The organism is Actinoallomurus sp. NPDC052308 (genome assembly GCF_040679195.1).
GTDB lineage: Bacteria > Actinomycetota > Actinomycetes > Streptosporangiales > Streptosporangiaceae > Actinoallomurus > Actinoallomurus liliacearum.
The window spans coordinates 124,187-147,949 of sequence record NZ_JBFAUM010000001.1; the positions used below are offsets into that span (position 1 = coordinate 124,187).

A 23,763-nucleotide genomic window follows, 5' to 3' on the forward strand; every position below is an offset into this window, starting at 1 on the left:
GGTCGAACATGAGTCAGGCAGCGCAGCGGAACGAGCGCGCGGTCTTCGTCACCGGAGCCGCCGGAGGCATCGGCACCGCGACGGTCCGCGCCCTGGCCGAGCGGGGGTACCGCGTCTACGCCGGAGTGCGCCGCGACGTCCCCCACCTGCGAGAACTGCGGGGAGTGGAACAGATCCAGGCCGACGTCACCGACCCGGACAGCGTCGCCGAGGCCGCCGCGGAGGTCGCGCGCCTCCAGGACGGCCAGGGCCTGCACGCCGTAGTCAACAACGCGGGGGTCATCATTCAGGGCCCCCTGGAACTCGTGCCCGCCGACGAGCTGCGCCGCCAGTTCGCCATCAACGTCTTCGGGCCCGCCGAGGTCGTACGGGCGTTCGCGCCGCTGCTCCGGAAGGGCCACGGCCGCCTGATCAACATCAGCGCCCCGACGGGCAGGCTCGCGGCGCCGTTCGCCGCTCCGATCTCGGCGAGCAAGGCCGCGCTCGACTCGCTGTCCGACGCCCTCCGCATCGAGCTCGGAGCACAGGGCATCGCCGTCGTCACCGTCATCCCGGGGGCCGTCGAGACGCCGATCTTCGCGAAGGCCGATCAGGCGGCCGAGGCCGCTCTCGCGGACGCCGACCCCGCGCGCCTGGCGCTCTACCGGCCGCAATTGGCGGCCGTGTCCGCCGCCCTCGCGAAGATGCGGCAGTCCAAGCCCGAGACGGTCGCCGCCACGATCGTCAAGGCGATCGAAGCGTCCCGGCCGAAGACGCGGTACCTGGCCAACTCCGACGTCCGGCCGATGCTGCTCCTCGCACGGTTGCCCGTCCGGCTCCGGGATCGGCTGGTCGTACGGGTCCTCGGCCTGGCCAAGGCGGCCTGAACTCATCTGGATCACGAGGGGGAAGAGATGACGAACAACGAGATCGCCCTGGTCACCGGGGCCACCGCCGGGCTCGGCCAGGCCGTCGCCAAGGCCCTGGCGGAGCACGGGACGCACGTCCTGGTGCACGGCAGGGACGCCGACCGGGCCGCCGCCGTCGCCGACCGGATCGAGAAGGCCGGCGGCACCGCCGAGATCTACCTCGCCGACCTCGCCTCGCTCGCGCAGACCCGCGAGCTGGCCGACCGGGTGCGCGCCGATCACGGCAGGCTCCGGCTGCTGGTCAACAACGCGGGGGTCGGCGCAGGCCGCCCGCCGTACCGCAGACGGCGGCTGAGCGAGGACGGCCACGAGCTGCGGTTCGCCGTGAACTACCTGGCTCCGGTGCTGCTGGCCCGGCGGCTGACACCGGCCCTGCGCGACGGGGCTCCCGCGCGGATCGTGAACGTCGGCTCGGTCGGGCAGGCCCCGGTCGACCTCGCCGACCTGCGGATGGACGCCCACTACACCGGCGCCCAGGCGTACTACCGCAGCAAGTTCGCGCTCGCCGCGTTCACCTTCGACCTGGCGGAGGAACTGGCGGACACCGGTGTCACCGTCAACTGCCTGCACCCCGCGACGTTCATGAACACCCACATGGTCCGCGAGGCGATGATGCCGCCCATGTCCACGGTCGGCGCGGGGGCGAAGGCGGTGCTGAACCTCGCGGTCGGACCGACCGGCGGCGCGACCACGGGCCGGTACTTCGACGGCGCTAAGGAGGCGAGGGCGCACGCGGGCACCTACGACCCGGCGGTCCGCGCCCGGCTGCGCGCCGTCACCGCCGAGCTGCTGGCGCCCTTCCTCGGCGAGGGCGCCCGGCGCGCCGTACGGTAGCCGTCTCAGTGGCCGATGGCACCGTCGATGCGCTCGCGGAGCAGGTCGGCGTGGCCGTTGTGCCGGGCATACTCCTGGATCATCAGCGCGTACACCCAGCGCAGGGTCATCTCCACGCCGCGGCGCGGGTCGAGAAACGTCTCGTCGAGCGAGCGCCCCGCCGTCATCTCCCGGACGAGCTCGATCTCGCGGGCGTACGCGGCCAGGTCGGCCTCCGCGTCGGCTTCGGTGACGTCGAACTCGGCGTTCAGGTCCTCGTCGGTGCAGTACAGGTAGCCGGGCCGCTCCCCGGCGAACCGGTACCGGAACCAGTCGCGCTCCACCTCGGCCATGTGGCGGACCAGGCCGAGCAGCGACAGGCCGGACGGCTCGACACTGCGCCGCTTGAGCTGCTCGGCGGTCAGCCCGCCGCACTTCCACAGCAGCGTCCGCCGATGGTGGTCCAGCCATGCCTCGGCACTCGCGCGCTCGTCCGCCGTCACCGCCAGAACGGGAACGGAATCGCGCGCGATCTCCGGCGCCTTCCAAGTCATGGGCTTACGCGAGGCCATGCGATGACCTCGACGCAGTTGGAATCTCCGGTGCCGCTGTAGGTTGCCTTGCGCCACCGAAGCTGCACCTCGACGCAGTTCGAGTCCCCGTCAGCGCTGTAGCTGCTCTTCCGCCATCCACGCATTTTGTTATGCCTCCTCCGCATATGCCTCGATCATCTCCGCGGACATGTCGGGTGGCAACGCCAGGGCAGCGAGTTGCTGAAATGCCCGGTGCGCCCGAAGCACCTCTCCCGGAGTGTCGATTAGCTGACCGCGTGACCAGCCGTCGGAGTACGCGACGTCAGGCGCATCAGGGAAACGCATGACGCTGATCGGCCCACCGATCGCTTCGTGCAGGCAGGCAGAGAAGGGAAGGATCTGGATGGTGATGTTTCGGCGAGGAACAGCCAGCCTCTGTAGTTGCTCGCGCAAGGCCGCCGGATCACCGATCCGGCGGCATAGGACCGCTTCGTCGATGATCGCGTGGAGTAGAGGTGGAGGTTCTTGATCGAGAATCCGCTGACGTCGCATCCGAAGTTGGACCAGCTCTTCGACCTCTTCTGGGGATAGATGCCGACGGGCTCGATGCACTAAGCGGGCATACTCCTCTGTCTGAAGTAGCCCTGGTACCAGTCTCATGTCGTATTCGTAGATCGTGTCCGCGCGCTGCTCGAGTTCGATGCGGTCGCCGAAGGGGCTGCTGTCGTCTTGGGCCTTCTTGGAGAGTTCGGTCATGACGCCGGGGAGGTTGAAGAGGGCGTCGGCGTGTTCGCCGAGGCCGGGTGGGGGTTTGCGGCGGCCTTGCTCGACGGAGGCGACCGTCCAGACGGACCAGGGGACGCGCTCGGCGAGTTGTTCGCGGGGCCAGCCCATGCGTTCGCGGTGGCGTCGTAGTTCGGTGCCGAAGTAGGAGACGAAGCCGGAGGGGTTCGTCATGGGTACGGCCTCCTTGTACGCGTGGGGGGAGAGCTGAGGGGTACGAGCTGGAACCATTCCGCAGCGTAATCACTCGGTGACACGATCGTCAGGCGGATGGAAAATCCCGATCACAGGAGGTCACCGTGCAGATGAAGATTGAGGGCGTGTACGTCTCAACGTGCGCCCATGTTCCCGAGAACACGGCACTGCGGGTCGTCCGGCACGCGGACGAGGAGATCACTTCCGTGCGGTTCGGCGAGGACGAACTGCTCGTCGTCGAACTCGACGACGCCATGGTCCCGACCCTCATCGAGGCCATCCAAGGAGCCCATCAGCCCAAGGCCGACACGGTCTGATCCAGGGTCTGGAGCCGGGGCGTACGCGCCCCGGCTCTGCAGGGCTTTGAGCACACCTGCCGTGAGAGGTCAGCGGGGGAGGGCGAAGCGGCCGTCGTCCAGGGGGTCGATGAGGCCGTCCTCGATGAGCGACGCGAGGGCGCGCTCACGCTGCCGTACGTCGTCCCAAGCATCATCGAGTGCCGCCCGCTCCACGGGGCCGCTGGCGTGCCGCAGAACGGCGAGGAGACGGCCCCGGCACTGGCGGTCCGTCCCGGCGTACGTCTGGCCCTTCCGGGCGGGGCCGTCGTACGGGGGCTTGCCCGCCAGCCGCCACGCGCAGGAGGCGATCACCGGGCAGTCGGCGCAGCGCGGAGTCCGGGCGGTGCACACGAGCGCCCCCAGCTCCATCACCGCCACGCCCCAGGTCGCGGCCGTCTCCGCGTCCGGCGGCAGCAGCGACTCGGCGAGGCGGACCTCGGCGGCCGTCTGGGTCTTCGGCGGGTACTCGACGCCGGTGACCATCCGGGCCAGCACCCGGCGCACGTTGGTGTCCAGCACCGCGTGCCGCTGCCGGTAGGCGAAGCTCGCCACCGCCGCGGCGGTGTACGCGCCGACACCCGGCAGCGCGCGCAGGTCGTCGTACGCGGACGGCACCTGCCCGTCGTGCCGTTCGACGATCGCGCGGGCGCTCGCGTGGAGGTTCAGCGCGCGCCGCGGATAGCCGAGCCGTCCCCAGGCGCGGACGGCCTCGCCCGGCGGCTCCGCGGCCAGTGTGGCGGGCGTGGGCCAGCGGGTCAGCCACGCCTCGTACGCGGGCAGGACCCGGGAGACCGGCGTCTGCTGCAGCATGATCTCGCTGACCAGGACCGCCCAGGGGGAGGCGTCCGGCCGCCGCCAGGGCAGATCCCGCGCGTGCTCGGCGTACCAGCTGAGAATGGGTTCGGCGTAGGTAGGTCGGTGCATGGTGAGTTCGATCCTGACACGGCGGGTCGCGATAGCACGCACTGATCGAAAAAGGATACTGAGCGTATGGACTCCGATACGCAGGGAGACCTGGGGGAGGCGGACGCCTACTGGCGCCGCCGGGTCTACGTCCTGGCCGGGGGGATCACCGCCATCGGCCTGATGGCGTGGGCCTGCTCAGGTCCCGATCACAAGAAGTCGACGGCCCAGGCGCGCAACGCCGCGGCGCCGGTGACGTCGCTGCCGGTCACCGCCACACCGGTGGTGACGCCGACCGCTCCGACGGCCGCTCCGACGGCCACGGTGACGGTCACCGTGACGCCGGGCGTGCCCGCCGCGAAGCCGCGCGGCGGGGATCCCTGTGACGACGCGGACGTGGTCGTCGGGCTCACCCCGAGCAAGGACGTCTACCAGGATCGGGAGCACCCGAGGTTCCGGATCAGCGTGGTGAACACCGGCCGCCGGGCCTGCACGTTCGACGTGGGCGGGAAGGCACTGCGGCTGCGGATCACCTCCGGCTCGGACTCGATCTGGTCGTCCGACCGGTGCGCCGCCGGCCCCGCATCCGATCTTCAACTCCTCCGGCGCGGGGTGCCGTACATCGCGGACGTCGACTGGGACCGCACACGCTGCGGCGGCGACTCCCGCGCCAGGCCGGGGACGTACGTCGTCACCGCCAAGAGCGGCGGCATCCGGCCGCAGAGCCAGGTCTTCCGCCTGCGCTAGTGCGCGCCGGTGCCGGCCCATCACCGGGATGCCTGCTTCGCCGTTGCTGTGGCCGTGCTTCGTCCCGGTCGCGCGTTTTGTCCCGTCAACGCCAGCGGCAAGGCTCCGTGCCGCCTGCGGTGGCTCGAGCGGCTCGGCCGCCGATGACACACGGGCACCGGCCGCCACGGAGACCACGCTGATCACTGCCGGGTAGCGGAGGGTTCGTCACCCTGATCGGCCGAGCCGGCAACCGGGGCGGCTCCGCTCCGCCGCCCAACGCGTGCCGAATGCTCGGCGACCACGGCCCCAGGCGGCGGCAAAGCCCCCATATCGGCGCTGCGGGCGAGACCTTCCCCGAGCATTCTGTACGACCCGCGTGTGGCAGTGGCGTGACGATCGTGCCGCGGCACAGTAACCGCTGAGGCCCGACAACCGTGGGCGACAACGAAAACCATCCTCCGTGTGCCAGAGCGCGCGGACCGAATGACAACGGAGATTCCTCATGCACGCGATCATCATCGCTGTCGTCTGCTTCGCCTGCATCGCCGTCCTCGTCGGCGCTCTCCTGCACCGCGACAACGGCATCGTCGTCGCCGGCGTCGGCGCCGGCATCAGCTTCGTCTTCGGTATCACCGGCGCCGTCCTCGGCGGATGCTGCGGCGTTTTCGTCGGCGTCTTCCTGACCCTCGTCTTGATCCGGGTCATGATCGGCGTCCGGCGGCGCGTCCTGAAGCGCCGATGACGGCGGGGCTCACTCGGTGAACCGGCTCGGCGGCCGGTTCCGCCCGCAAACGTCTGGTCCTGGGGCCTCGGCCACGGGAGCAGGTTCCCTCGACTCCCACTGAAGCTCGCGTACCGCGGGCAACGATCAAAAATCCATCGTCCGAGCACCAGAGCGCGCGGGCCGAATGACAACGGAGACCTCATGCCCATCGCCACGATCATCGTCGGTATCACCGTCCTCGTCGCCCTCGCCGCCCTCGTCGGCGGCTGCCTCGACGAGGTCGAGAACATCAACGGCACCGCCTGCTGCTTCGTCAGCTTCGTCGGCGGCCTCATCGGTGGCGGCTTCGGCGGCTGCTACGTCAACACCGCCGTCGGCGTCGTCGGTGCCATCATCGGCTTCGTCTCGGGCATCTTCCTCGTCCGGCACTTCTGCCAGCCCCGATGACGGCGACGTTCACTCGGCGGACCGGCCTGCCGGCCGGTCCCACTCGCAAGTGTCTGGTCCTGCGCCCCTCGGCTGCGGGACCAGTTCTTTTTTCGGGCCCGTATCGCGCATCCGCCGCGCCGAACAGTCCTGATGGATCGGCATTCTTGTCGCCAGGACGGGTAGGGGCGGGCCACAGTGATCCACGGCGGAAGGGAGTCGACATGAGCGCCCAGGACAAGGCTGCCAATACCGGAGACAAGATCAAGGGCAAGGCGAAGGAAACGGTCGGCAAGGTCACCGGAAACGAGCGGTTGGAGGCCGAGGGCAAGGCCGACCAGGTCAAGGGTGACGCGAAGCAGGCGGGGGAGAAGGTCAAGGACGTCTTCAAGGACTGATCCCGGCGATCCTCTCTCACGCGCAGGGCCGCAGCCAGGAGGGTTGCGGCCTTACGCGTGGGTTCGCCGACGGCGCTCCACGCGGAGCGGCCGGTCTCGCCCGCGCCGGCCGCCGGGCGGCCCGGCCGCGTCAGACGTAGCGTTCGAGGATCGAGGACTCGGCCAGGCGGGACAGGCCCTCTCGGACGCTGCGGGCGCGGGACTCGCCGACCCCGCCGACCGACTGCAGGTCGTCGATGCTGGCGGCGAGGAGCTTCTGCAGGCCGCCGAAGTGCTCGACGAGGCGCTCCATCAGCAGGGCGGGCAGGCGGGGGACCTTGGCGAGCAGCCGGTAGCCCTTCGGGCTGACCGGCGTGTCCAGCGGGTCGTTGCCGCCGAAGTCGAGGACGTCCGCCACGGTGGCCAGGTCGAGGAGCTCGGAGGCCGACAGCTGGTTCAGCGCGGCGAGGACCTCGTCGACCGAGCGGGTGTGGTCCTCCGGCTGGTAGTCGCGGACGATCAGCTCGCGGTCGATGTCGACGCCGGAGACCAGCTCGTCGAGCTGCAGGGACAGCAGCCGTCCGTCGGTGCCGAGCTCGACGACGTAGCCGTTGATCTCGTCGGCGATGCGGCGCACCATCTCCAGGCGCTGCACGACCGCGCTGACGTCGCGCGCGGTGACGAGATCCTCGATCTCCAGCGCCGACAGCGTGCCGGAGACCTCGTCGAGCCGCAGCTTGTAGCGCTCGAGGGTGGCGAGGGCCTGGTTGGCGCGGGACAGGATGGCCGCCGAGTCCTCCAGGACGTAGCGCTGGCCGTCGAGGTAGAGGGCGATGATCCGCATCGACTGGCTGACCGACAGCACCGGGTAGCCGGTCTGGCGGGCGACCCGCTCGGCCGTGCGGTGCCGGGTGCCGGACTCCTCGGTCGGGATCGTCGGATCCGGCATCAGGTGCACGCCGGCGCGCACGATGCGGGTGCAGTGGGCGTCGATGACGATCGCGCCGTCCATCTTGGCCAACTCGCGCAGCCGGGTGGAGGAGAACTCGACGTCGAGCTCGAAACCACCCGTGCACAGGCCGGCGACGACGCGGTCGTAGCCCATCACGATCAACGCACCGGTGTGGCCCCGAAGAATGCGTTCCAGCCCGTCGCGGAGCTGCGTCCCAGGAGCGATCGCGGCAAGCGTTGCGCGGCGTCGCTCGTCTCTGCCCTTGTCTTGTGCTGGCACGTGACCCCCGGAGGTCTCTGAACGGCGGTCAGTTTATCGGTGAACGCGGAAAGCCGACCCGCTCCCCTCGTCCGACGGCGGTCCCGCGGCGGTCACGCGTCCGCTCCCGCCGTCGCGAACGCGAGGCCGATCGCCGTCCACACGTCATCCACTTCTGTCACTTGCATACCCTCATCCGTCACGATCGTGCCACCGGCGCGGCCGGATGTCGGATCGAGTGACCCGCCGGGCACGATGGCGCGCCGGTAGCCGAGCCGGGCGGCCTCGGAGAGCCGCCGCTTGGCCGCCTGCACGCCGCGCACCTCACCGGCCAGCCCGACCTCGCCGAAGGCGACCAGGTCGGAAGGCAGGGTGGCGTCGTTGGCCGCGCCCGCGACGGCGAGCGCCACGGCCAGGTCGACGGACGGCTCGCTGAGCCGCACGCCGCCGACCGTCGCGGCGTACACGTCGCGGTCGTGCAGCTTGATGCGGCAGCGGCGCTGCAGCACCGCGAGCATCATCGCGATCCGCGCGGAGTCCAGCCCGGACGTCATGCGGCGCGGGTTGGCCAGCGGCGAGGGGGCGACGAGCGACTGCACCTCCGCGACCAGCGGCCGCCGGCCCTCCAGCGTCACCGTCACGCAGGTGCCCGGCGCGGGCTTCTCCTGGCGGGTCAGGAACAGGCCGCTGGGATCGGCCAGCCCGATGATGCCCATCTCCGACAGGTCGAAGCAACCCAGCTCGTCGGTGGGGCCGTAGCGGTTCTTCACCGCGCGGATCATGCGGAGCCGGCTGTGCCGGTCGCCCTCGAAGTAGAGCACCACGTCCACGAGGTGCTCCAGGACGCGCGGACCGGCGATCGAGCCGTCCTTGGTCACGTGGCCGACGACGACCGTGGTGATGCCGCGCTCCTTGGCGACCCGGATCAGGTTGGCCGCCACCTCCCGGACCTGGCTCACCCCGCCGGCGGCGCCGTCCACCTCGGCGGAGCCGATCGTCTGGATCGAGTCGACCACCAGCAGCTCCGGGGCGACGGCGTCGACCTGGCCGAGAACGGCCGCCAGGTCGGTCTCGGAGGCGAGGTAGAGCCGGTCGGCGATCGCGCCGATCCGGTCGGCCCGCAGCCGCACCTGCTCCGCCGACTCCTCACCGGTCACGTACAGCGCGGTGCCGCGGTCGGCGTGCAGCGCCGCGACCTCGAGCAGCAGGGTCGACTTGCCGATGCCGGGCTCGCCGGCCAGCAGCAGCACCGCACCCGGCACCAAGCCGCCGCCGAGCACGCGGTCGAGCTCGTCCAGCCCCGTGGCGGTGGTCTGCGCGGCCTGCACGTCGACCTCGCCGATCGGCCGGGCCGGCGCGCTGACCGGCCCGGGCGTGACGACCCGCGCCGGTTTCGCCGCGCCCGCCACGTCGACGGTGCCCCACGCCTGGCACTCGCCACAGCGCCCGACCCACTTGGAGGTCTGCCAACCGCACTCGGCGCAGCGGTACGCCTGCTTCACGCTCTTCGCCATGCCCGCGACTGTACGGCCCGCCGCCGACAAATGAGAGTGACCTCGGTGACAGTGGGTGACATAGTAGTCACTGGCCGACTCTGGACAGGTATGTTGACTGGGCCTGTCCGCCGGTCCTTACTGGCGGGCAGAGGGGCAGGGGGAGGGCGCGATGCGCAGGTGGCCGGCACTCATGGCGTTGGTTCCGACGCTCGTCGCCGGTGGCTCCGGGCGGGCGTGCTCCGCCACCGACGCCACCGGCGCCTCGGCGCGGGAGGCCGCCGCCGCCGGCCGCTACGTCGCGCTCGGCGACTCGTTCACGGCGGGGCCGTTGATCCCGCACCGGCACGGCACTCCGATCGCCTGCCTGCGCTCCGACCACAACTATCCGTCGCTGGTGGCGCGGATGCTGCAGCCCGCCTCGTTCACCGACGTGAGCTGCAGTGCCGCCACGACGGAGAACATGAGCCGGGCGCAGTCCGTCCTGTTCGGCAAGAACATCCCGCAGCTCGACGCGGTGACCCGCGACACCACCCTGGTGACGCTCGGCATCGGCGGCAACGACATCGGCTACAGCCGGATCGTGCTGACCTGCGCGACGCTCAGCCTCGCCAGTCCGCACGGCGCGCCCTGCACGCGCTACTACGGCTCGACCCTGGACCAGCGGATCTCCGCCACCGCGTCGAAGGTCGCCGCGGTCCTGCATGCCGTCCACGCCCGCGCGCCGCACGCCCGCGTCCTGGTCGTCGGCTATCCCCGGATGCTGCCCGCCCGTACGGGCTGCTGGCCGAACGTCCCCACCGCCTCCGGCGACATCCCGTTCCTCGACCGGTTCGAGCGGCATCTCAACACGATGCTCGCCGAGGAGGCCCGGCGCGGTGATGCGGGCTTCGTCGACGCGTACCGCACCGCCCAGCGCCACGACATGTGCTCCACGGACCGGTGGGTCGAGGGCATCCTGATCACCAACCCGGCCGCGCCCGTCCATCCGAACGCCAAGGGCATGCAGGCCGTCGCCGACCGCGTCCTCGCCGTGCTCGGCGCGTCCCGCGTGACCGGTGACTGATCCGGGTACGTGTCAGTAGCGCCGCCACCACAGGTTGACGGCGTAGTCGACCTCACAGCCCTCGACCTCGCTCAGGAACTCCGCGGCGAGCTCGGCCGGAAACTCGATCTTCAGTACGGCCTCGAGGTCCGCGCGGTCGTCGAAGCGCCAGCGAATGTCCAGCGGCGTACGGGAGAACCCATGCCGAGACCAGAACCGCTCGACGGTGACGGGGTCGTAGGACGGCAGCCAGCGCCGGAACCACGCCCCGAACGTCGACCGCGTGGCGTCGTTGTCGATGAGGAACGCCGCGCCCCCGCGTCGTACGACCCGGCTCAGCTCCGTGAGACCCGGTTCGCAGCCGGGCCCGAAGAAGTACGCCCAGCGGGCGTGGACCACGTCCACCGACGCGTCGGGTACCGGGAGCGCCTGGGCCGCGCCCACGCGCACGGCCACGTCAGGGATGTCCGCGACGCGGCGGCGGGCGAGACCGGCCAGGCCGGCGTGCGGTTCGACGCCGACGACCTTCGCGGCCGTCCGTGCGAACGCGGGCAGGTGGAACCCGGTGCCGCAGCCCACGTCGAGCACCACCGCGCCGTCCCACGGCCGGATCTCGCGCATGGCCTGCTCGATCCGGCCGTCCGGGTCGACCGCGCGGTTCTCCAGCTCGTAGACCTGCGGACTGTTCCAGATGTTGGGGCTGGCGATGGCTCCAGGGGCGATCACGCCTCCACGGTAGACGGCGCCGGCGGTGAGCGCGCCGCCACGGTGGGCGGCGCCCCGGAATACCACACCGTCACGGCCGGCGCCGGGACGGCTGGCCGGACCAGCCGATGGAACGCATAGGCTTGCCGATTGTGGAAGAAGTCCTCCAGGTCCCCGACGCGCCCATCGTTCTGTCCTCGGCGTCGGTCTACCCGGAGAAGACGCCGGCCGCGTTCGACCTCGCCGCGCGCCTCGGGTACGACGGCATCGAGATCATGGTCACCGCCGATCCGGCGAGCCAGGACATCGACGTGCTGCGCAGACTGTCCGACTATCACCAGATCCCGATCACGTCGATCCACGCGCCGTGCCTCCTGCTGACCCAGCGGGTCTGGGGGCGGGAGCCCTGGGGCAAGCTGATGCGCTCCAAGGACACCGCCGAGAAGCTCGGCGCCGACGTCGTCGTGGTCCATCCCCCCTTCCGCTGGCAGCGTGAGTACGCCCGTGAGTTCGAGCAGGGGCTCGCCCGCATGCAGGAGGAGACCGACGTCGTCTTCGCCGTGGAGAACATGTTCCCCGTACGGGCGCGCACGGCCGAGGTCGGGATGTACTCCCCGCATTGGAACCCCGTCGACCTGCCCTACCCCAGCGTGACGGTCGACCTGTCGCACGCCGCCGTGTCCGGTTCGGACCCGCTCGCGATGGCGGACGCCCTCGGTGACCGGCTCGCGCACATCCACCTCGCCGACGGCATCGGCATCGTCAACCGCGACGAGCACCTGGTCCCGGGCCGGGGCAACCAGCCGTGCGCGCAGATGCTCGAGCGGCTGGCCGCCCAGCGGTACACCGGCCAGATCGTCATCGAGATCAACACGCGCCGTGCCACCGACCGCGAACAGCGGGAGAGCGACCTCGCCGAGTCGCTGGCGTTCGCGCGCCTGCACCTGGCCGCGGCCGCCTCCGCCGGCCAGTGGCAGGTGAACTCCGAGGGCGAGGTCACGCCCTCGTGACCGCGTCGGCGGCCCCGTCGCCCGTACGGGCCGCGCTGGAGCCGTCCGGCCGTACCGGTGAGGAGGGGCGCCGCGGATGACGGCGCCGACGCGCCGCCCGGGACGCCGGCCCGGACCGTCCTCGTCGCGGGACGACATCCTGGCGGCCGCGCGCGTGCTGTTCGGCGAGCGTGGCTACGACAAGGCCTCGATCCGGGCCATCGCCCGCGAGGCGGGAGTGGACCCGGCGCTGGTCCACCACTTCTTCGGGGCCAAGGAGGAGCTCTTCGCGGCGGCGATGGAGTTCCCCGTGGACCCGGTGGTGTTCCTCGGGCAGGTGATGGCGGGTCCGCGGGCGCAGATCGGTGAGCGGATGGCGCGGACCTTCCTGCGGATCTGGTCGGATCCGCGGCTGCGCCCGCAGTTCGTCGGCATCTTCCGGTCGGCGGCCACCACGGAGCAGGGCGCGGCGCTCCTGCGGGACTTCATCACCCGGACGATCCTGACCCGCGTCGCCGACGCCCTGGACCTGCCGCCGCTGAACCTCGCGGCGGCCGCGGCCCAGATGATGGGCGTCGTGATGCTGAAGTACATCGTGCAGGTCGAGCCGATGGCGTCGGCGACCGAGGACGATCTCGTCGCGCTGCTCGCACCCACGCTCCAGCGTTATCTCGAAGGCTGACCTCCCGGTCTCTCCCCGGTGGAACACCTTGACACCCGTTCCGCACGAGTCTAATTTCAACGCATGATGAATTCCGTCATCGAGGCCCGGGACCTCCGGGTCGTGCGGGGCGGGCGTCCGGTCCTGCACGACCTGACCTTCGACGTGCCGCGCGGTTCCGTCGTCGGCCTGCTCGGGCCGAGCGGCTGCGGAAAGACGACGCTCATGCGGGCCGTCGTCGGCGTGCAGATCGTCCAGGGCGGCACCGTCACCGTGCTCGGCCGCCCGGCCGGCCACCGCGAGCTGCGCCACCGCGTCGGCTACGCCACCCAGCGGCCGGCCGTCTACGCCGACCTCACCGTGCGGGAGAACCTGCGCTACTTCGCCGCCGTGCTCGGTGCCCCGAAGGGCGACGTCGACCGGGTCACCGACGAGGTCGGCCTCGGCGGCGCCCGCGACCAGCTCGTCGGCGCCCTGTCCGGCGGCCAGCTGAACCGGGTGAGCCTCGCCGTCGCGCTGCTCGGCCGGCCGGAGCTGCTCGTCCTGGACGAGCCGACGGTCGGGCTGGACCCGGTGCTGCGCGGCGAGCTGTGGGAGCTGTTCCACGAGCTGGCCGGTCGCGGGACGACCCTGCTCGTCTCCAGCCACGTCATGGACGAGGCCGCCCGGTGCGAGCGGCTGCTGCTCATGCGGGAGGGCCGGATCATCGCCGACGACACGCCCGGCGCGCTGCGCGACCAGACCGGCACCGACGACCTGGAGCAGGCGTTCCTCAAGATCATCGAGCGGAGAGAGAAGGTGGGGCGGCGGTGAGCGTCACTGTCACCCTCGCGACGGCCCGGCGGATCCTGAGCCAGCTCCGGCACGACCACCGCACGCTGGCGCTGATCGTGGTCGTCCCCAGCCTGCTGATGGTCCTGCTCCGGTACGTCATGAACCGGCCCGAGGCGTTCGACCGGTTCGGGCCGATGCTGCTCGGCGTCTTCCCGCTGGTCGTGATGTTCATCGTGACCAGCGTCGCCACGCTGCGGGAGCGGACGAGCGGCACGCTGGAGCGGCTGATGACGATGCCGCTCGGCAAGCTCGACCTGCTGCTGGGCTACGCCCTGGCGTTCGGCGTCACCGCGCTCGTCCAGGTCGCGGTCGTCGCCACCATCTCCCTCACCTGGCTCGGCCTGGACCTGCGGGGGTCGGTGTGGACGCTCGTGGTCCTGACCCTCCTCGCGGCCCTGCTCGGCGTCGCGCTCGGGCTGTTCACCAGCGCCTTCGCCCGTACGGAGTTCCAGGCGGTGCAGTTCATGCCGGCGTTCATCCTGCCGCAGGTGCTGCTGGCCGGGCTGTTCGTGCCGCGCGACCAGATGTCCACGGTCCTGCGGTGGATCGCCGACGTGCTGCCGCTGTCGTATCTCGTCGAGGCGATGCGGGAGCTGACCAGCCACTCCGGCCTGACCGGCACGCTCGGACGCGACATCGCGGTCATCGCCGGCTGCACGGTCCTCGCCCTCCTGCTGGGCGCCGCGACCCTCCGCCGCCGTACGCCCTGACGATCGCCCCGGCCCCTCACCCGCCGTCGTACGCCCGGCGGACCGTCCCGGCCCGGTCAACCCGAGGGAGATCCATCGTGACCGGCCTCGTCAAGGCTGGCATAGCCTGATGGGCGATCGGGACAGTGTGGTCCTCAGGGAGAGGGGGAACCTTGCTCCGCCAGGCTCTCTTGGCCGCCTCACGCAGCGGTGGCGTACGCCGGATCGTCGAGACCGCGCCGTACAGCAGGAACGTCGTTCGCAGGTTCGTCGCGGGGGAGACCGCCGCCGACGTCCTCACCACCACCGACCGGCTGATCTCCGATGGTCTGCTGGTCACCATCGACCATCTCGGTGAGGACACCGTCGAGGCCGTCCAGGCCAAGGCGATCACCGCCGAGTACGAACGGCTTCTGGAGCGGGTCGCCGAGGCGGGGTACGGTCCCCGCGCCGAGGTCTCGGTCAAGCTGACCGCGCTCGGCCAGTTGCTCGACGACGGCGAGCGCATGGCGCTGGAGAACGCCCGGCGCGTCTGCGCGGCCGCCCGGCAGGCGAACACCACCGTGACCCTCGACATGGAGGACCACACCAGGGTCGACTCGACGCTGCGCATCCTGAAGGAGCTGCGGCAGGACTTCCCCGACACCGGCGCGGTCATCCAGGCCTATCTCCGCCGCGCCGAGGAGTACTGCGCCGACCTCGCCTACGAAGGGTCGCGGGTACGCCTGTGCAAGGGCGCCTACAACGCCCCCGACTCGGTCGCGTTCACCGGCAAGGACGCCGTGGACAAGTCCTACGTGCGGTGCATGCGGGTCCTGATGGCCGGGCGCGGCTACCCGATGCTGGCCACCCACGACCCACGGCTCATCGAGATCGCCGGCGCGCTCGCCGTGCTGAACGAGCGGAGCCCGGACGGCTTCGAGTACCAGATGCTGTACGGCATCCGCCCGAACGAGCAGCGACGCCTGACCGAGCTCGGCGGCCAGGTGCGCGTCTACGTCCCCTACGGCCAGGAGTGGTACGGCTACCTCATGCGCCGGCTGGCCGAGCGCCCGGCCAACGTCGGCTTCTTCCTGCGGGCGCTGGTCTCCAGGTCCTGAGGCGGAGAGGGACGAACCGCCCCGGCCAGGGGTGGGATAACGCACACACGGGAGGTGCGGGCCGGGGCGGTTCGCGTACCCCGGGCCATGCAGCCCGGAGTGCCCATTAAGTACTTGTCCGAAGGGACGTTTCGGTTTCCGGGTGACCGCCGATTGTGACGGAGGTCACCCGGAGTCGAGATCAGCCTCCGGTGTAGGCGTGGACGATGGTCTGGTCGACCTTGCCGCCGCCGGAGTCGGTGGCCTGGACGCGCAGCGAGACGGCCTGGTCCTTCGCCGCCGTGGGCAGCTTGGCGGTGTACTTCCCGCCGCCCGCGGCGGTGACCGTTGCGGCCTGCCAGGTCTTCCCGTCGTCGAGGGAGGTCCACAGCTTCAGGCCGGTGGCCGTGGCGGCGGCCGCGCCCGCGACGCGAGCGACGGTGAAGGTCGCGGTGTCGCCGTTCGGGTGGTTGAGCACGTCCAGCGGCAGCGCGTAGTCCACCGTCAGCAGCGGCACCCGCTCCTCACCTGGCTTCGAGCGGAACGTCCACGTCGTCGAGGTCTTGGTCGACATCGGCAGCAGCTTCGACACGTCCACGTCGTAGCCGAGCCGGTAGGTGCCCGCCTTCGCCGGAACGCTGAAGTCGCCGTAGGAGTGCGTGCTCGTCCCGGCGAGCCTGTCGCCCACGTACAGCCGCATCGTGCGCGACGTGGAGCTCTCCCAGACGGGATCGCCCAGCAGGCAGTCGAAGGCATCCGGCAGGTCCTGCAGGTCGACCAGTTCGACGTGGATGTTCCCGCGGGCCCGGGTCGTCGGTCCCGGCTCGCAAAAGCTCGCCGACGGCACCGTCGCCGAGTACGGGCCCGGCCGGAACGGCTGGCGGAACCAGTCGTTCGTGTAGGTCCGCCCGGCCTCGAAGCGCCGCGCCGGCAACTGCGTCACCCAGCCGTACTGGGCGATGTCCGTGCGGAACGCCTCGTTGAGCCACTGAACGCCGGCGTCGCCGGACACATAGTCGGTCCGCGTCGAGCCCGCGGGCACCTGGCTGGACGCCTCGTTCACCAGGAAGCCGGCCGGAGAGACGCCGTACCGCTTCTCGGTGTCCGGGTTCGTGGTGTCGCCGGCCAGCGCGCCGAAGCGCTCGTCGATCCGCGCGAGGTCCTTCGGGGTGGCCGTGTAGTCCACCGTCGCGGGAACCTCGGAGCCGAGGCCGTGGAGGATGTCGTAGACCGTCTTCCCGCCGTCGGTCAGCCGGCCGTAGGCGTACGCGCGGAACGTGCCGGTCCGCGCGGGACCGATCGGCGTGCTGTACACGGCGCGGGAGCCGTCGAACGCGAGCACGCCGGTGCCCCAGACTCCGGCCCCGATGCCGCGTTCGGCCATGAGGCCCTGGACGGCGTTCGGGTCGGCCGTCGTGCCCGGCGCGGACAGCCGTACGGGCCGGGCCCGGGCGCCGTCGAGCGTCACGGTGGTGTCGCCCTGCACGGTGACGTCGGTGTCTCCGGCGAACGCGGACCGTGCCTTGCCCTCCGTGGTGTCGTCCACGCTGCCGAGCACGGAGTAGTGGCCGGCCGGCACGGTGATGTTCGTGACCCCGTCGGCCGGGATCTCCGCCCCGTTGTCGTACAGATCGGGGTTGTCGTTGTTCACCACTCCGACGTAGCCGCCGAGCGCCCCGTCGGGAGTGCCCGGGATCGGCGTGGCCTTCAGCGTCAGCGTGTGGGTCTCCGGCTCGGCGGTCGCGCCGACCGGGACGCGAAGGGCGACGCCGTCCGCCGTGGCGGTGACCGCGCCGCTGTAGTGGCCCGCCGTCGAGAGCCGGCCGGGGTCGAGCGTCAGCGTGACGGACGCCGACCCACCGGCCGGGACGCTCACCGCCGCGGGCAGGCCGAGCGCGGACACGCTCTCGCCCTGCGGGGTGGCGAGGTGACCGGCGAGCTTCAGCGTCACGGCGGCCGATCCGCTGTTCGTCCAGCTCAGCTGCTGGGTGAGGGCCTTGGTCGACCCGTGGGGGATCGATCCGAACGAGACGGCCGCCTGGTCGCCGAAGACGGTCGCAGCGGTCGCGGCGCCCACGTCCAGCCGCCCGGCGCCCGTCTCGTAGACCGTCCCCGACGCCTCGTGCGCCGTGGTCACCAACGCGGCCTTGAGCTGCGCCGGCGTCCAGGACGGATGCTTCTGCAGCAGGTCGGCCGCCGCGCCCGCGACGTGCGGGGTGGCCATGGACGTGCCGCTCGCGGAGGTGTACCGCGCGTCGATGACGTGCCCCATCGACGTTCCGGCGGCGCGGGCGGCGACGATGTCCACGCCCGGCGCGGAGATCTCCGGTTTCAGCAGCGCGCCGCCACGGCTGGAGAAGCCGGCGACCTTGTCGTTCCCGTCCACCGCGCCGACGGTGAGCGCCGACGGCGCGATACCGGGCGACTCGATGCTGTCGGGGAGCCCGTCGTTCCCGGCGGCGACGACGAACAGGGTGTTGTCCTTCGCCGTGAGCTCCTCGACGGCCTTGGCCGTCGGGTCGTTCGCCGGGTCGTCGGTCCAGCCGCCCAGGCTCATGCTGATGATCCGGGCCTTGGGCGCGGCCCACTCCATGCCGGCGATGATGTCGGAGTCGCGGCCGTAGCCGTCGTCGCCGAGGACCTTGCCGATGAGGAGGTCGGCGTCGGGGGCGACGCCCTTGCGCTCGCCGTGGGCGGCGGCGCCGGTCCCGGCGATCGTCGCCGCGACGTGCGTGCCGTGCCCGAACCGGTCGACGGTGTCGGCGCTCTCACTGAAGTTCTGCTGCTCGGCGATGCGTCCCTGGAGGTCCGGGTGGGTGGCGTCGACCCCGGTGTCGAGCACGGCGACCTTGACGCCCTTGCCGGTCGCGCCGGCCTTCCAGGCGGCGGGGGCGCCGATCTGGTCGAGGTTGTGGTCGAGCGCCTGGGCGTGGACCTTGCGGTCGAGCCAGATGTGCTGGACGTGCCCGGCCAGCGCACTGCGGGCCAGCGCGGGCCCCTTCGCCCTCGGCTGGCGGACGGCGGTGGCGCCGATGCTGCGGAGGGTCCGGCCGCCCGCGGCGAGTGCCTTCACGCCGCCGCCGCTCTTGACGATCAGCGGCAGGCCGGTGCTCGCGGCGTCGTCGTCCCCGTCGTTGATCAGGGTGGTGACGTCGAAGAGCGCCGGGTCGTAGACCTTCCCGAGCTTCCGGACGACGTCCTGGGGGATCACCCGGATGGTCCCGTCCGGCCGGATGTCCCGGACGAAGGGGATCTTCTTGCGGCCCGCTCCCGGTTCCACCGAGACGAGCGGCGGGCGGTTCGCGACGGTCTGCACGTGGACGACGTCCCCGGTGAGGAGCGTCACCGTCCACGACCTCCCGGAGGAGAGCTTGGTCGCCTTGGGCTTCGCGGCCTGCCGGGCACTGGCGGCGGGCGCGGCGGAGGCGGCGTGGGCGGTGGCCGGAACGCCGGCGGCCACCACTCCGGCGAGCGTGATCGCCACGCCCGCTCTGGGTCTTCTCATTCGGACTCTCGATCCTCATGGACAACACCTGTCACAAGGGATTCGTCGCACGGGCCCCGATCTTTCCGGCCGAATCGGATCTTCTCGGCGTCCGCAGGTCAGGGCGCCGGCCGTACGGGCGGCTCGGTACGCTTCTGGGAGACGGGAGGCTGGAGACGATGATCGCGATTCTCGGCGCCGGCAAGATGGGCGAGGCGCTGCTGTCCGGAGTCCTGCGGGCCGGGCGCAAGCCCTCGGAGCTGCTGGTCACGACGCGGCGCGAGGAGCGGGGTGCGCTGCTGCGCGAGCGGTACGGCGTGCAGGTCGCCACCAACGCCGAGGCCGCGGCGACCGCGGACACCCTCGTCTTGGCCGTCAAGCCGCAGGACATGGACACACTGCTGCGGGAGCTGCGGGACCACGTTCCGGCGGGCCGCCTCGTCATCTCGATGGCCGCCGGCATCCCGACCGCGTTCATCGAGGAGCGCCTGCCCGACGGCGTCGCGGTCGTCCGCGTCATGTCGAACACGCCCGTCCACGTCGACGAGGCGATGAGCGTGATCTCCGCGGGCACGCACGCCGGGGAGGAGCACCTGAAGCTGACCGAGGAGCTGATGAGCCCGGTCGGCAAGGTGCTGCGCATCCCCGAGTCGCTGCAGGACGCCGCCACCGCCCTGTCCGGCAGCGGCCCCGCGTACTTCTACTACCTCGTCGAGGCGATGGTCGACGCGGGCATCCTGCTCGGCATGCCGCGCGCGGCGGCGCTCGAGATGGTGATCCAGTCGGCGGTGGGCGCCGCGATCATGCTGCGCGACTCCGGCGACCACCCGGTCATGCTGCGCGAGGCGGTCACCTCGCCCGCCGGGACGACGATCTCGGCCATCCGCGAGCTGGAGCGCCACGGCGTGCGCGCCGCCGTGATCGAGGCCATCGAGGCCGCCCGCGACCGCGGCCGCGAACTCGGCGCGGGCTGACCACCGTTCCCCGGCCGATCACCAGGTAAGAGACGACCCCAGAGTTCGCGGCCCTTCAGTGGGACCAGGTCACCCCCCGCTGATCTGTGACCTGGTCTTTCTCTGCGCTCCACGATGCGGGAGCACGGGCTCGCCGAGGTCGCGCATCGGTGATTCGTCCGTCCGTGCCGCGGGCGGTGTGCCCTGCTCCCCGAATCATCATGAGATGTAGTCGCGTGAATGCACCGAGTGATGGTTATTCTATGTAGTCACAAAGGCACCATCGGCAACGGTCGTACGGGAGAGCCATGCACACCGACACCCCTCAGCCCATCCGCCGCACCGGCAACCTGTTCTGTCGCGTCCGAGGAGGCGTCGCGGGCGTCGCGGCGGCGGCCGGGGTACTGCTGCCGGTGGCCGGGACCGTTCCCGCCCACGCCCAGACCGGAAAGGTCTACACCGCACCGGGCGCGACCACCTTCACCGTGCCCACCGGGGTGTCCCAGATCAGGGTCGTCCTGACCGGGGCCGGGGGAGGCGGCAGCATGGGGACCGGCAACACCGTCTACCTGTCCGGCGGCAGTGGTGGGGGCGGGGGCGCCACCTCGTTCTGCACCCTGGCCGTCCAGCCCGGTGACACCATGACCATCACCGTCGGCGCCGGCGGTGCCGCACCGAACGGCGACGGCCTTGCCGGGACGGCCTCCTCCGTCGCCTACGCCAACGCGGGCGGCGCCAGCGCCGACGCCGGCGGCGGCGGCCATACCGGTCCCGGCGGCCACGAGGACGCCGGCGGTGCGGGAGGAATGAACGCCACCTGGTGCGCCGGCAGCGACGCCGGTCAGAACTTCGGCCAGGCCGGCACGGCGGGCGTCAAAGACGCGGGAGGCCCCGGAGGCGCGCCCGGTGCCGGGGTACCCAGTGCCTGCCCCGCCGGTACCGGCCGGGGCGGAAACGGCGCCGACTCGGCTCCTGCCCCCTACCGGCGCGGCTTCCCCGGCGCGAACGGCTGCGTCGTCCTCGTCTACTGACACCCGACGACAGCACGGACGCCTCCGGCCGGAGGCCGATGAGCAGGCGCGAGAGTTGCTGGCCCGCGTCGGCCGGCGGACAAGGGGGTCATCGTGGAGAGCGGAGCGTCGGCGGACCTGGCGAACGTTCGCTGAGCCACGCCGCACTTTCTCGGCCGGACGTTGAACCGAAGCGGCCTCGCGAACGGTGATGTAGGTATGGGCCTGATACTTCGCCTGCTCGTCGTCGCGGGGCTCGCGGTCGACGCGTACATCCACTTCCACCTGGCCGGGGACCTGGGGTCGGGCGGCGGCCTCACCGAGGGGACGCTGTTCTGGATCCAGGGAGCGCTGGCCGCGCTCGTCGCGGTCCTCGTGCTCATCCGCGCGACCCGCCTGACCTACGGGATCGCCTTCGTCGTCGCGGCCAGCGCGCTCGGCGCCGTCCTGCTCTATCGCTATGTCGACATCGGGCCGCTGGGCCCGATGCCGAACATGTACGAGCCGGTCTGGTACGCCGAGAAGGTCATCACGACCGTCGCCGAGGCCGTGGCCGCGGTCGCCGCCGCTCTCGGCCTCTGGCAAGCGTCGCCACGAGTGCGAACGAGCGGGTGAGGGGCCCGGCGAGGCCTCTCCCGCAGCTGGTGATCGCTGCGCATAGACGACAGCGATCACCAGGGATTCCACGCCGTGTCCCTTTCGCTCACACTGCGTTGAGCTAACGGGTGGGCCGACGCTGGGTAAATAGGCGGCAGACCTTAGCGGGTGATGCGGCGGCCGCGGGCGATTTCGGCGGTCTCGATCTCCCGCCGGGCGCGCAGTAGCAGCGCCACCCATGACCGGTACGGCCGCCAGGCCTCGGCGATCGCCGCGAGGCGCGCCGGGCTGGGGTCGTGCAGGCCGTACTCGTGGGCCATCTCGTCGTGCAGCCGCCGCTCGGAGGCGGGGAAGACGTCGGGGTGGCCCGCGCCCCGGATGAGGATCAGCTCGGCGGAGAACAGCCCGATGCCGGGGATCCGCTGCAGCTCGACGAGGGCCTGCGCGGTCTCGATCGCCCGCAGCCGGTCGGCGTCCAGGTCGCCGTCGAGGGCGGCGCGGGCGATGCCGTGCAGGCGCTCGATCTTGACCGGCGGCAGCCCCGGCACGTCGGTGACGGCGAGCAGCCGCTCCGGTCCCGGGAAGCTCGCGACCCCGCCGACGACGTCGCCGAGACGCTCGGCCATGCGCTGCTTGATGGCGGCGGCCTGGGCGATCCGGATGCGGTGCCCGATCACGGTCCAGCAGGCCGCCTCGTACGGCGAGTGGAACAACACCGGCCGCAGGCCCGGGAAGCGGTCCCGGAGCCGTACGACGTGCGGGTCGTCGAGCTCGGCGAAGCCGGTGCCGTCGACGTCCAGCGACAGGATCCGCCGGGCGTGCTCGGCGGCCGCCGTCACGTCGTCGGGGTGCGCCTCGATCTCGGCGTGGACCGTGTCGCCCTCCTGACGGAGCCGTACGCCCACGGGACGCCAGGACGGCGCGGCGGGGAAGGCGAGCGCGAGCGTGCCCCGGTGCCGCCCGGCGTCCGGCCGGCCCGCCGGCGTGAACCCTTCCAGGAACCGGATGCTCGCCGCCAGGTCGAACGGCCCCCGCACGGCGAGCGCGACATTTTCCGTCATACCGCGATGGTCACACTGAGGTACGACGTTTTGCCGCGCTACAATCGGGCCCATGCGAGGAATGCTCAACAGCAGTAGCTGGTGGGTCGCCTGACGGCGGCCGACCTCTCCTCGCGTACCCACTCGACGGCCGCCGCCTCGGCGGCCGTTTCTCGTTCCGCCGGGTGCGGTGGCCCTGTTCACAAGGAGTCACCGTGGCCCGCGTCCTCAGCCTCTTCACCCCGTCCGGCCGCCCGACCCTCGGCAACCTGCTGGGCGCGCTGCGGCCGTCCGCGCTGCGCCTGACCGCCGACGCGGCCCGTACGGATCACGTGTACGGGATCTCCGACCTGCACGCCCTCACGAGCCCGCACGACCCCGCGTTGCTGAACGAGCGGGCGCTGGAGCTGGCCGGGCTGGCCGTCGCGGCCGGCATCGACCCGGAACGGTGCGTGTTCTTCCGGCAGAGCGCGGTCCCCGCGCACACCGAGCTGTCGTACCTGCTGGAGAGCACCGCCCACTACGGCGAGATGCAGCGGATGATCCAGTTCAAGGAGAAGTCGGCGCGGCACGAGGTGGTGCGCCTGTCGCTGCTCACCTATCCGGCGCTGATGGCCGCGGACATCCTGCTCTACCAGGCGACCGACGTCCCGGTCGGCGCGGACCAGTCCCAGCACCTCGAACTGGCCCGCGACCTGGCGGAGCGCTTCAACCGCGCGTACGGGCCGGTGTTCACGCCGCCCCGCGCGGTGCTGCCGAAGGCCGCGGCGCGCGTCATGGACCTGGCCGACCCGTCGCGGAAGATGAGCAAGTCGATGGACTCGCCGGGAACGATCTACCTGCTCGACCCCGTCGACGTCGTACGGCGCAAGGTCATGCGGGCGGTCACGGACTCCGGCTCGGACGTGACGTACGACCCGGAGGGCAAGCCGGGCGTGTCGAACCTCCTGGCCATCCTGTCCGCGTGCACGGACACGCCGGTCGAGTCGCTGTCGTACTCCTCGTACGGCGAGCTGAAGCGGGCCACCGCCGACGCGGTGATCGCGCTGCTCCAGCCGCTGCAGGAGCGGTACGCCGCCATCGCCGCCGACCGCTCGGGGCTGGAGAAGACCCTGCGCGAAGGGGCGGAGCAGGCCCGCGACCTGGCCGCGCCGACGCTGGCGGCGGCCCGGCGCGCCATCGGCCTGACGGCAGCCTGAAGCAGCTCCCCCTTAACGGGTCCGCCGCCCGGTCGCGCCGACGCGA

Annotated in this window: 26 protein-coding genes; 17 read left to right on the forward strand and 9 right to left on the reverse strand. The window is 71.6% G+C overall.

Going from position 1 to position 23,763, the window contains the following annotated elements; genetic code table 11:
• Window positions 1-8: 8 nt before the first annotated feature.
• Window positions 9-866: an SDR family NAD(P)-dependent oxidoreductase gene (locus AB0L00_RS00650; protein ID WP_364426503.1), complete on the forward strand. Its 858-nt coding sequence runs from the start codon at window positions 9-11 to the stop codon at window positions 864-866.
• Between the two features lie 27 nt (window positions 867-893).
• Window positions 894-1,742: an SDR family NAD(P)-dependent oxidoreductase gene (locus AB0L00_RS00655; protein ID WP_364426506.1), complete on the forward strand. Its 849-nt coding sequence runs from the start codon at window positions 894-896 to the stop codon at window positions 1,740-1,742.
• 5 nt (window positions 1,743-1,747) lie between these two features.
• On the opposite strand, the gene AB0L00_RS00660 is transcribed toward AB0L00_RS00655, so the two are convergent.
• The 3 genes from AB0L00_RS00660 to AB0L00_RS00670 are packed head-to-tail and all read right to left on the reverse strand — an operon-like array spanning window position 1,748 to window position 3,211.
• Window positions 1,748-2,275: a DinB family protein gene (locus tag AB0L00_RS00660; RefSeq protein ID WP_364426509.1), complete on the reverse strand. Its 528-nt coding sequence runs from the start codon at window positions 2,273-2,275 to the stop codon at window positions 1,748-1,750.
• On the reverse strand, window positions 2,272-2,439 hold the full coding sequence (locus AB0L00_RS00665) for a DUF397 domain-containing protein (RefSeq protein ID WP_364426511.1): 168 nt from the start codon (window positions 2,437-2,439) through the stop codon (window positions 2,272-2,274). Before AB0L00_RS00665 ends, AB0L00_RS00660 begins: the two co-directional genes overlap by 4 nt.
• Entirely contained in the window at window positions 2,423-3,211 is a 789-nt protein-coding gene (locus tag AB0L00_RS00670) for a helix-turn-helix transcriptional regulator (protein WP_364426514.1), read from the reverse strand. The genes AB0L00_RS00665 and AB0L00_RS00670 overlap by 17 nt, the downstream gene beginning before the upstream one ends.
• A 125-nt stretch (window positions 3,212-3,336) precedes the next feature.
• Between AB0L00_RS00670 and AB0L00_RS00675 the strand changes: the two genes are divergently transcribed.
• Window positions 3,337-3,549 carry a hypothetical protein gene (locus tag AB0L00_RS00675; RefSeq protein ID WP_364426517.1) on the forward strand — a complete coding sequence of 71 codons (213 nt, stop codon included), beginning with the start codon at window positions 3,337-3,339 and terminating at the stop codon, window positions 3,547-3,549.
• Window positions 3,550-3,618: 69 nt separating this feature from the next.
• Here AB0L00_RS00675 and AB0L00_RS00680 read toward each other — a convergent pair whose 3' ends face one another.
• On the reverse strand, window positions 3,619-4,494 hold the full coding sequence (locus AB0L00_RS00680) for an A/G-specific adenine glycosylase (RefSeq protein ID WP_364426520.1): 876 nt from the start codon (window positions 4,492-4,494) through the stop codon (window positions 3,619-3,621).
• 66 nt (window positions 4,495-4,560) lie between these two features.
• Between AB0L00_RS00680 and AB0L00_RS00685 the strand changes: the two genes are divergently transcribed.
• The 4 genes from AB0L00_RS00685 (at window position 4,561) to AB0L00_RS00700 (ending at window position 6,750) form a co-directional block, all read left to right on the forward strand.
• Window positions 4,561-5,220 (forward strand): hypothetical protein, encoded by a 660-nt coding sequence (locus AB0L00_RS00685; RefSeq protein ID WP_364426523.1) that lies wholly within the window; start codon window positions 4,561-4,563, stop codon window positions 5,218-5,220.
• A 484-nt stretch (window positions 5,221-5,704) separates the two neighbouring features.
• On the forward strand, window positions 5,705-5,944 hold the full coding sequence (locus AB0L00_RS00690) for a hypothetical protein (RefSeq protein WP_364426526.1): 240 nt from the start codon (window positions 5,705-5,707) through the stop codon (window positions 5,942-5,944).
• A gap of 183 nt (window positions 5,945-6,127) precedes the next feature.
• Window positions 6,128-6,373 carry a hypothetical protein gene (locus tag AB0L00_RS00695; RefSeq protein WP_364426529.1) on the forward strand — a complete coding sequence of 82 codons (246 nt, stop codon included), beginning with the start codon at window positions 6,128-6,130 and terminating at the stop codon, window positions 6,371-6,373.
• A 203-nt stretch (window positions 6,374-6,576) separates the two neighbouring features.
• Window positions 6,577-6,750 (forward strand): CsbD family protein, encoded by a 174-nt coding sequence (locus tag AB0L00_RS00700; protein ID WP_364426532.1) that lies wholly within the window; start codon window positions 6,577-6,579, stop codon window positions 6,748-6,750.
• A 130-nt stretch (window positions 6,751-6,880) separates the two neighbouring features.
• On the opposite strand, the gene disA is transcribed toward AB0L00_RS00700, so the two are convergent.
• Together disA and radA are read right to left on the reverse strand one after the other, a co-directional pair.
• Window positions 6,881-7,960, reverse strand: coding sequence for a DNA integrity scanning diadenylate cyclase DisA (disA, locus tag AB0L00_RS00705; RefSeq protein ID WP_345352069.1), 1,080 nt, complete (start codon window positions 7,958-7,960; stop codon window positions 6,881-6,883).
• A gap of 92 nt (window positions 7,961-8,052) precedes the next feature.
• Window positions 8,053-9,453: a DNA repair protein RadA gene (radA, locus tag AB0L00_RS00710; RefSeq protein ID WP_345352072.1), complete on the reverse strand. Its 1,401-nt coding sequence runs from the start codon at window positions 9,451-9,453 to the stop codon at window positions 8,053-8,055.
• Window positions 9,454-9,625: 172 nt separating this feature from the next.
• Here radA and AB0L00_RS00715 point away from each other — a divergent pair, with 172 nt between their 5' ends.
• A complete protein-coding gene (locus AB0L00_RS00715; protein WP_364426537.1) occupies window positions 9,626-10,498 on the forward strand; it encodes an SGNH/GDSL hydrolase family protein in 873 nt (290 codons plus the stop codon).
• Between the two features lie 12 nt (window positions 10,499-10,510).
• Here the strand turns inward: AB0L00_RS00715 and AB0L00_RS00720 are convergent, their stop codons facing one another.
• Entirely contained in the window at window positions 10,511-11,098 is a 588-nt protein-coding gene (locus AB0L00_RS00720) for a class I SAM-dependent methyltransferase (protein ID WP_364428931.1), read from the reverse strand.
• A gap of 236 nt (window positions 11,099-11,334) precedes the next feature.
• On the opposite strand from AB0L00_RS00720, the gene AB0L00_RS00725 reads away from it, so the two are divergent.
• The 5 genes from AB0L00_RS00725 to AB0L00_RS00745 all read left to right on the forward strand — a co-directional run bounded on the left by AB0L00_RS00725 (window position 11,335) and on the right by AB0L00_RS00745 (window position 15,455).
• Window positions 11,335-12,192, forward strand: coding sequence for a sugar phosphate isomerase/epimerase (locus AB0L00_RS00725; protein ID WP_364426540.1), 858 nt, complete (start codon window positions 11,335-11,337; stop codon window positions 12,190-12,192).
• A 76-nt stretch (window positions 12,193-12,268) separates the two neighbouring features.
• Complete coding sequence (locus AB0L00_RS00730) at window positions 12,269-12,853, forward strand: TetR family transcriptional regulator (RefSeq protein ID WP_364426543.1); 585 nt, start codon at window positions 12,269-12,271, stop codon at window positions 12,851-12,853.
• Window positions 12,854-12,916: 63 nt separating this feature from the next.
• The gene (locus AB0L00_RS00735; RefSeq protein WP_364426545.1) at window positions 12,917-13,645 is read left to right on the forward strand and encodes an ABC transporter ATP-binding protein; all 729 of its coding nucleotides are present in this window, start codon (window positions 12,917-12,919) and stop codon (window positions 13,643-13,645) included.
• The gene (locus AB0L00_RS00740) at window positions 13,642-14,376 is read left to right on the forward strand and encodes an ABC transporter permease (protein ID WP_364426547.1); all 735 of its coding nucleotides are present in this window, start codon (window positions 13,642-13,644) and stop codon (window positions 14,374-14,376) included. The genes AB0L00_RS00735 and AB0L00_RS00740 overlap by 4 nt, the downstream gene beginning before the upstream one ends.
• A gap of 152 nt (window positions 14,377-14,528) precedes the next feature.
• Entirely contained in the window at window positions 14,529-15,455 is a 927-nt protein-coding gene (locus AB0L00_RS00745; RefSeq protein WP_364426550.1) for a proline dehydrogenase family protein, read from the forward strand.
• Between the two features lie 181 nt (window positions 15,456-15,636).
• Here the strand turns inward: AB0L00_RS00745 and AB0L00_RS00750 are convergent, their stop codons facing one another.
• Entirely contained in the window at window positions 15,637-18,939 is a 3,303-nt protein-coding gene (locus AB0L00_RS00750; protein ID WP_364426553.1) for a S8 family serine peptidase, read from the reverse strand.
• A gap of 158 nt (window positions 18,940-19,097) precedes the next feature.
• Between AB0L00_RS00750 and proC the strand changes: the two genes are divergently transcribed.
• The 3 genes from proC (at window position 19,098) to AB0L00_RS00765 (ending at window position 21,496) form a co-directional block, all read left to right on the forward strand.
• The gene (gene proC / locus AB0L00_RS00755) at window positions 19,098-19,892 is read left to right on the forward strand and encodes a pyrroline-5-carboxylate reductase (RefSeq protein ID WP_345352096.1); all 795 of its coding nucleotides are present in this window, start codon (window positions 19,098-19,100) and stop codon (window positions 19,890-19,892) included.
• Window positions 19,893-20,179: 287 nt separating this feature from the next.
• A complete protein-coding gene (locus AB0L00_RS00760) occupies window positions 20,180-20,902 on the forward strand; it encodes a hypothetical protein (RefSeq protein WP_364426557.1) in 723 nt (240 codons plus the stop codon).
• 198 nt (window positions 20,903-21,100) lie between these two features.
• Entirely contained in the window at window positions 21,101-21,496 is a 396-nt protein-coding gene (locus AB0L00_RS00765; RefSeq protein WP_364426560.1) for a hypothetical protein, read from the forward strand.
• Between the two features lie 143 nt (window positions 21,497-21,639).
• Here the strand turns inward: AB0L00_RS00765 and AB0L00_RS00770 are convergent, their stop codons facing one another.
• A complete protein-coding gene (locus tag AB0L00_RS00770) occupies window positions 21,640-22,539 on the reverse strand; it encodes a hypothetical protein (protein ID WP_364426563.1) in 900 nt (299 codons plus the stop codon).
• Between the two features lie 194 nt (window positions 22,540-22,733).
• Here AB0L00_RS00770 and trpS point away from each other — a divergent pair, with 194 nt between their 5' ends.
• Complete coding sequence (trpS, locus tag AB0L00_RS00775) at window positions 22,734-23,717, forward strand: tryptophan--tRNA ligase (RefSeq protein WP_364426566.1); 984 nt, start codon at window positions 22,734-22,736, stop codon at window positions 23,715-23,717.
• Window positions 23,718-23,763: the final 46 nt, after the last annotated feature.

Excerpts from the sequence above, each read along its gene's own strand:
- AB0L00_RS00700 (WP_364426532.1), top strand. The coding sequence starts at position 6,577 with ATGAGCGCCCAGGACAAGGCTGCCAATACCGGAGACAAGATCAAGGGC.
- AB0L00_RS00665 (WP_364426511.1), bottom strand. The coding sequence starts at position 2,439 with ATGCGGAGGAGGCATAACAAAATGCGTGGATGGCGGAAGAGCAGCTAC.
- AB0L00_RS00680 (WP_364426520.1), bottom strand. The coding sequence starts at position 4,494 with ATGCACCGACCTACCTACGCCGAACCCATTCTCAGCTGGTACGCCGAG.
- AB0L00_RS00735 (WP_364426545.1), top strand. The coding sequence starts at position 12,917 with ATGATGAATTCCGTCATCGAGGCCCGGGACCTCCGGGTCGTGCGGGGC.
- AB0L00_RS00695 (WP_364426529.1), top strand. The coding sequence starts at position 6,128 with ATGCCCATCGCCACGATCATCGTCGGTATCACCGTCCTCGTCGCCCTC.
- AB0L00_RS00765 (WP_364426560.1), top strand. The coding sequence starts at position 21,101 with ATGGGCCTGATACTTCGCCTGCTCGTCGTCGCGGGGCTCGCGGTCGAC.
- AB0L00_RS00690 (WP_364426526.1), top strand. The coding sequence starts at position 5,705 with ATGCACGCGATCATCATCGCTGTCGTCTGCTTCGCCTGCATCGCCGTC.
- AB0L00_RS00655 (WP_364426506.1), top strand. The coding sequence starts at position 894 with ATGACGAACAACGAGATCGCCCTGGTCACCGGGGCCACCGCCGGGCTC.
- AB0L00_RS00770 (WP_364426563.1), bottom strand. The coding sequence starts at position 22,539 with ATGACGGAAAATGTCGCGCTCGCCGTGCGGGGGCCGTTCGACCTGGCG.
- AB0L00_RS00720 (WP_364428931.1), bottom strand. The coding sequence starts at position 11,098 with ATGCGCGAGATCCGGCCGTGGGACGGCGCGGTGGTGCTCGACGTGGGC.
- AB0L00_RS00730 (WP_364426543.1), top strand. The coding sequence starts at position 12,269 with ATGACGGCGCCGACGCGCCGCCCGGGACGCCGGCCCGGACCGTCCTCG.
- AB0L00_RS00715 (WP_364426537.1), top strand. The coding sequence starts at position 9,626 with ATGGCGTTGGTTCCGACGCTCGTCGCCGGTGGCTCCGGGCGGGCGTGC.
- proC (WP_345352096.1), top strand. The coding sequence starts at position 19,098 with ATGATCGCGATTCTCGGCGCCGGCAAGATGGGCGAGGCGCTGCTGTCC.
- AB0L00_RS00670 (WP_364426514.1), bottom strand. The coding sequence starts at position 3,211 with ATGACGAACCCCTCCGGCTTCGTCTCCTACTTCGGCACCGAACTACGA.
- AB0L00_RS00750 (WP_364426553.1), bottom strand. The coding sequence starts at position 18,939 with ATGAGAAGACCCAGAGCGGGCGTGGCGATCACGCTCGCCGGAGTGGTG.
- AB0L00_RS00650 (WP_364426503.1), top strand. The coding sequence starts at position 9 with ATGAGTCAGGCAGCGCAGCGGAACGAGCGCGCGGTCTTCGTCACCGGA.
- AB0L00_RS00660 (WP_364426509.1), bottom strand. The coding sequence starts at position 2,275 with ATGACTTGGAAGGCGCCGGAGATCGCGCGCGATTCCGTTCCCGTTCTG.
- radA (WP_345352072.1), bottom strand. The coding sequence starts at position 9,453 with ATGGCGAAGAGCGTGAAGCAGGCGTACCGCTGCGCCGAGTGCGGTTGG.
- AB0L00_RS00685 (WP_364426523.1), top strand. The coding sequence starts at position 4,561 with ATGGACTCCGATACGCAGGGAGACCTGGGGGAGGCGGACGCCTACTGG.
- AB0L00_RS00760 (WP_364426557.1), top strand. The coding sequence starts at position 20,180 with ATGCACACCGACACCCCTCAGCCCATCCGCCGCACCGGCAACCTGTTC.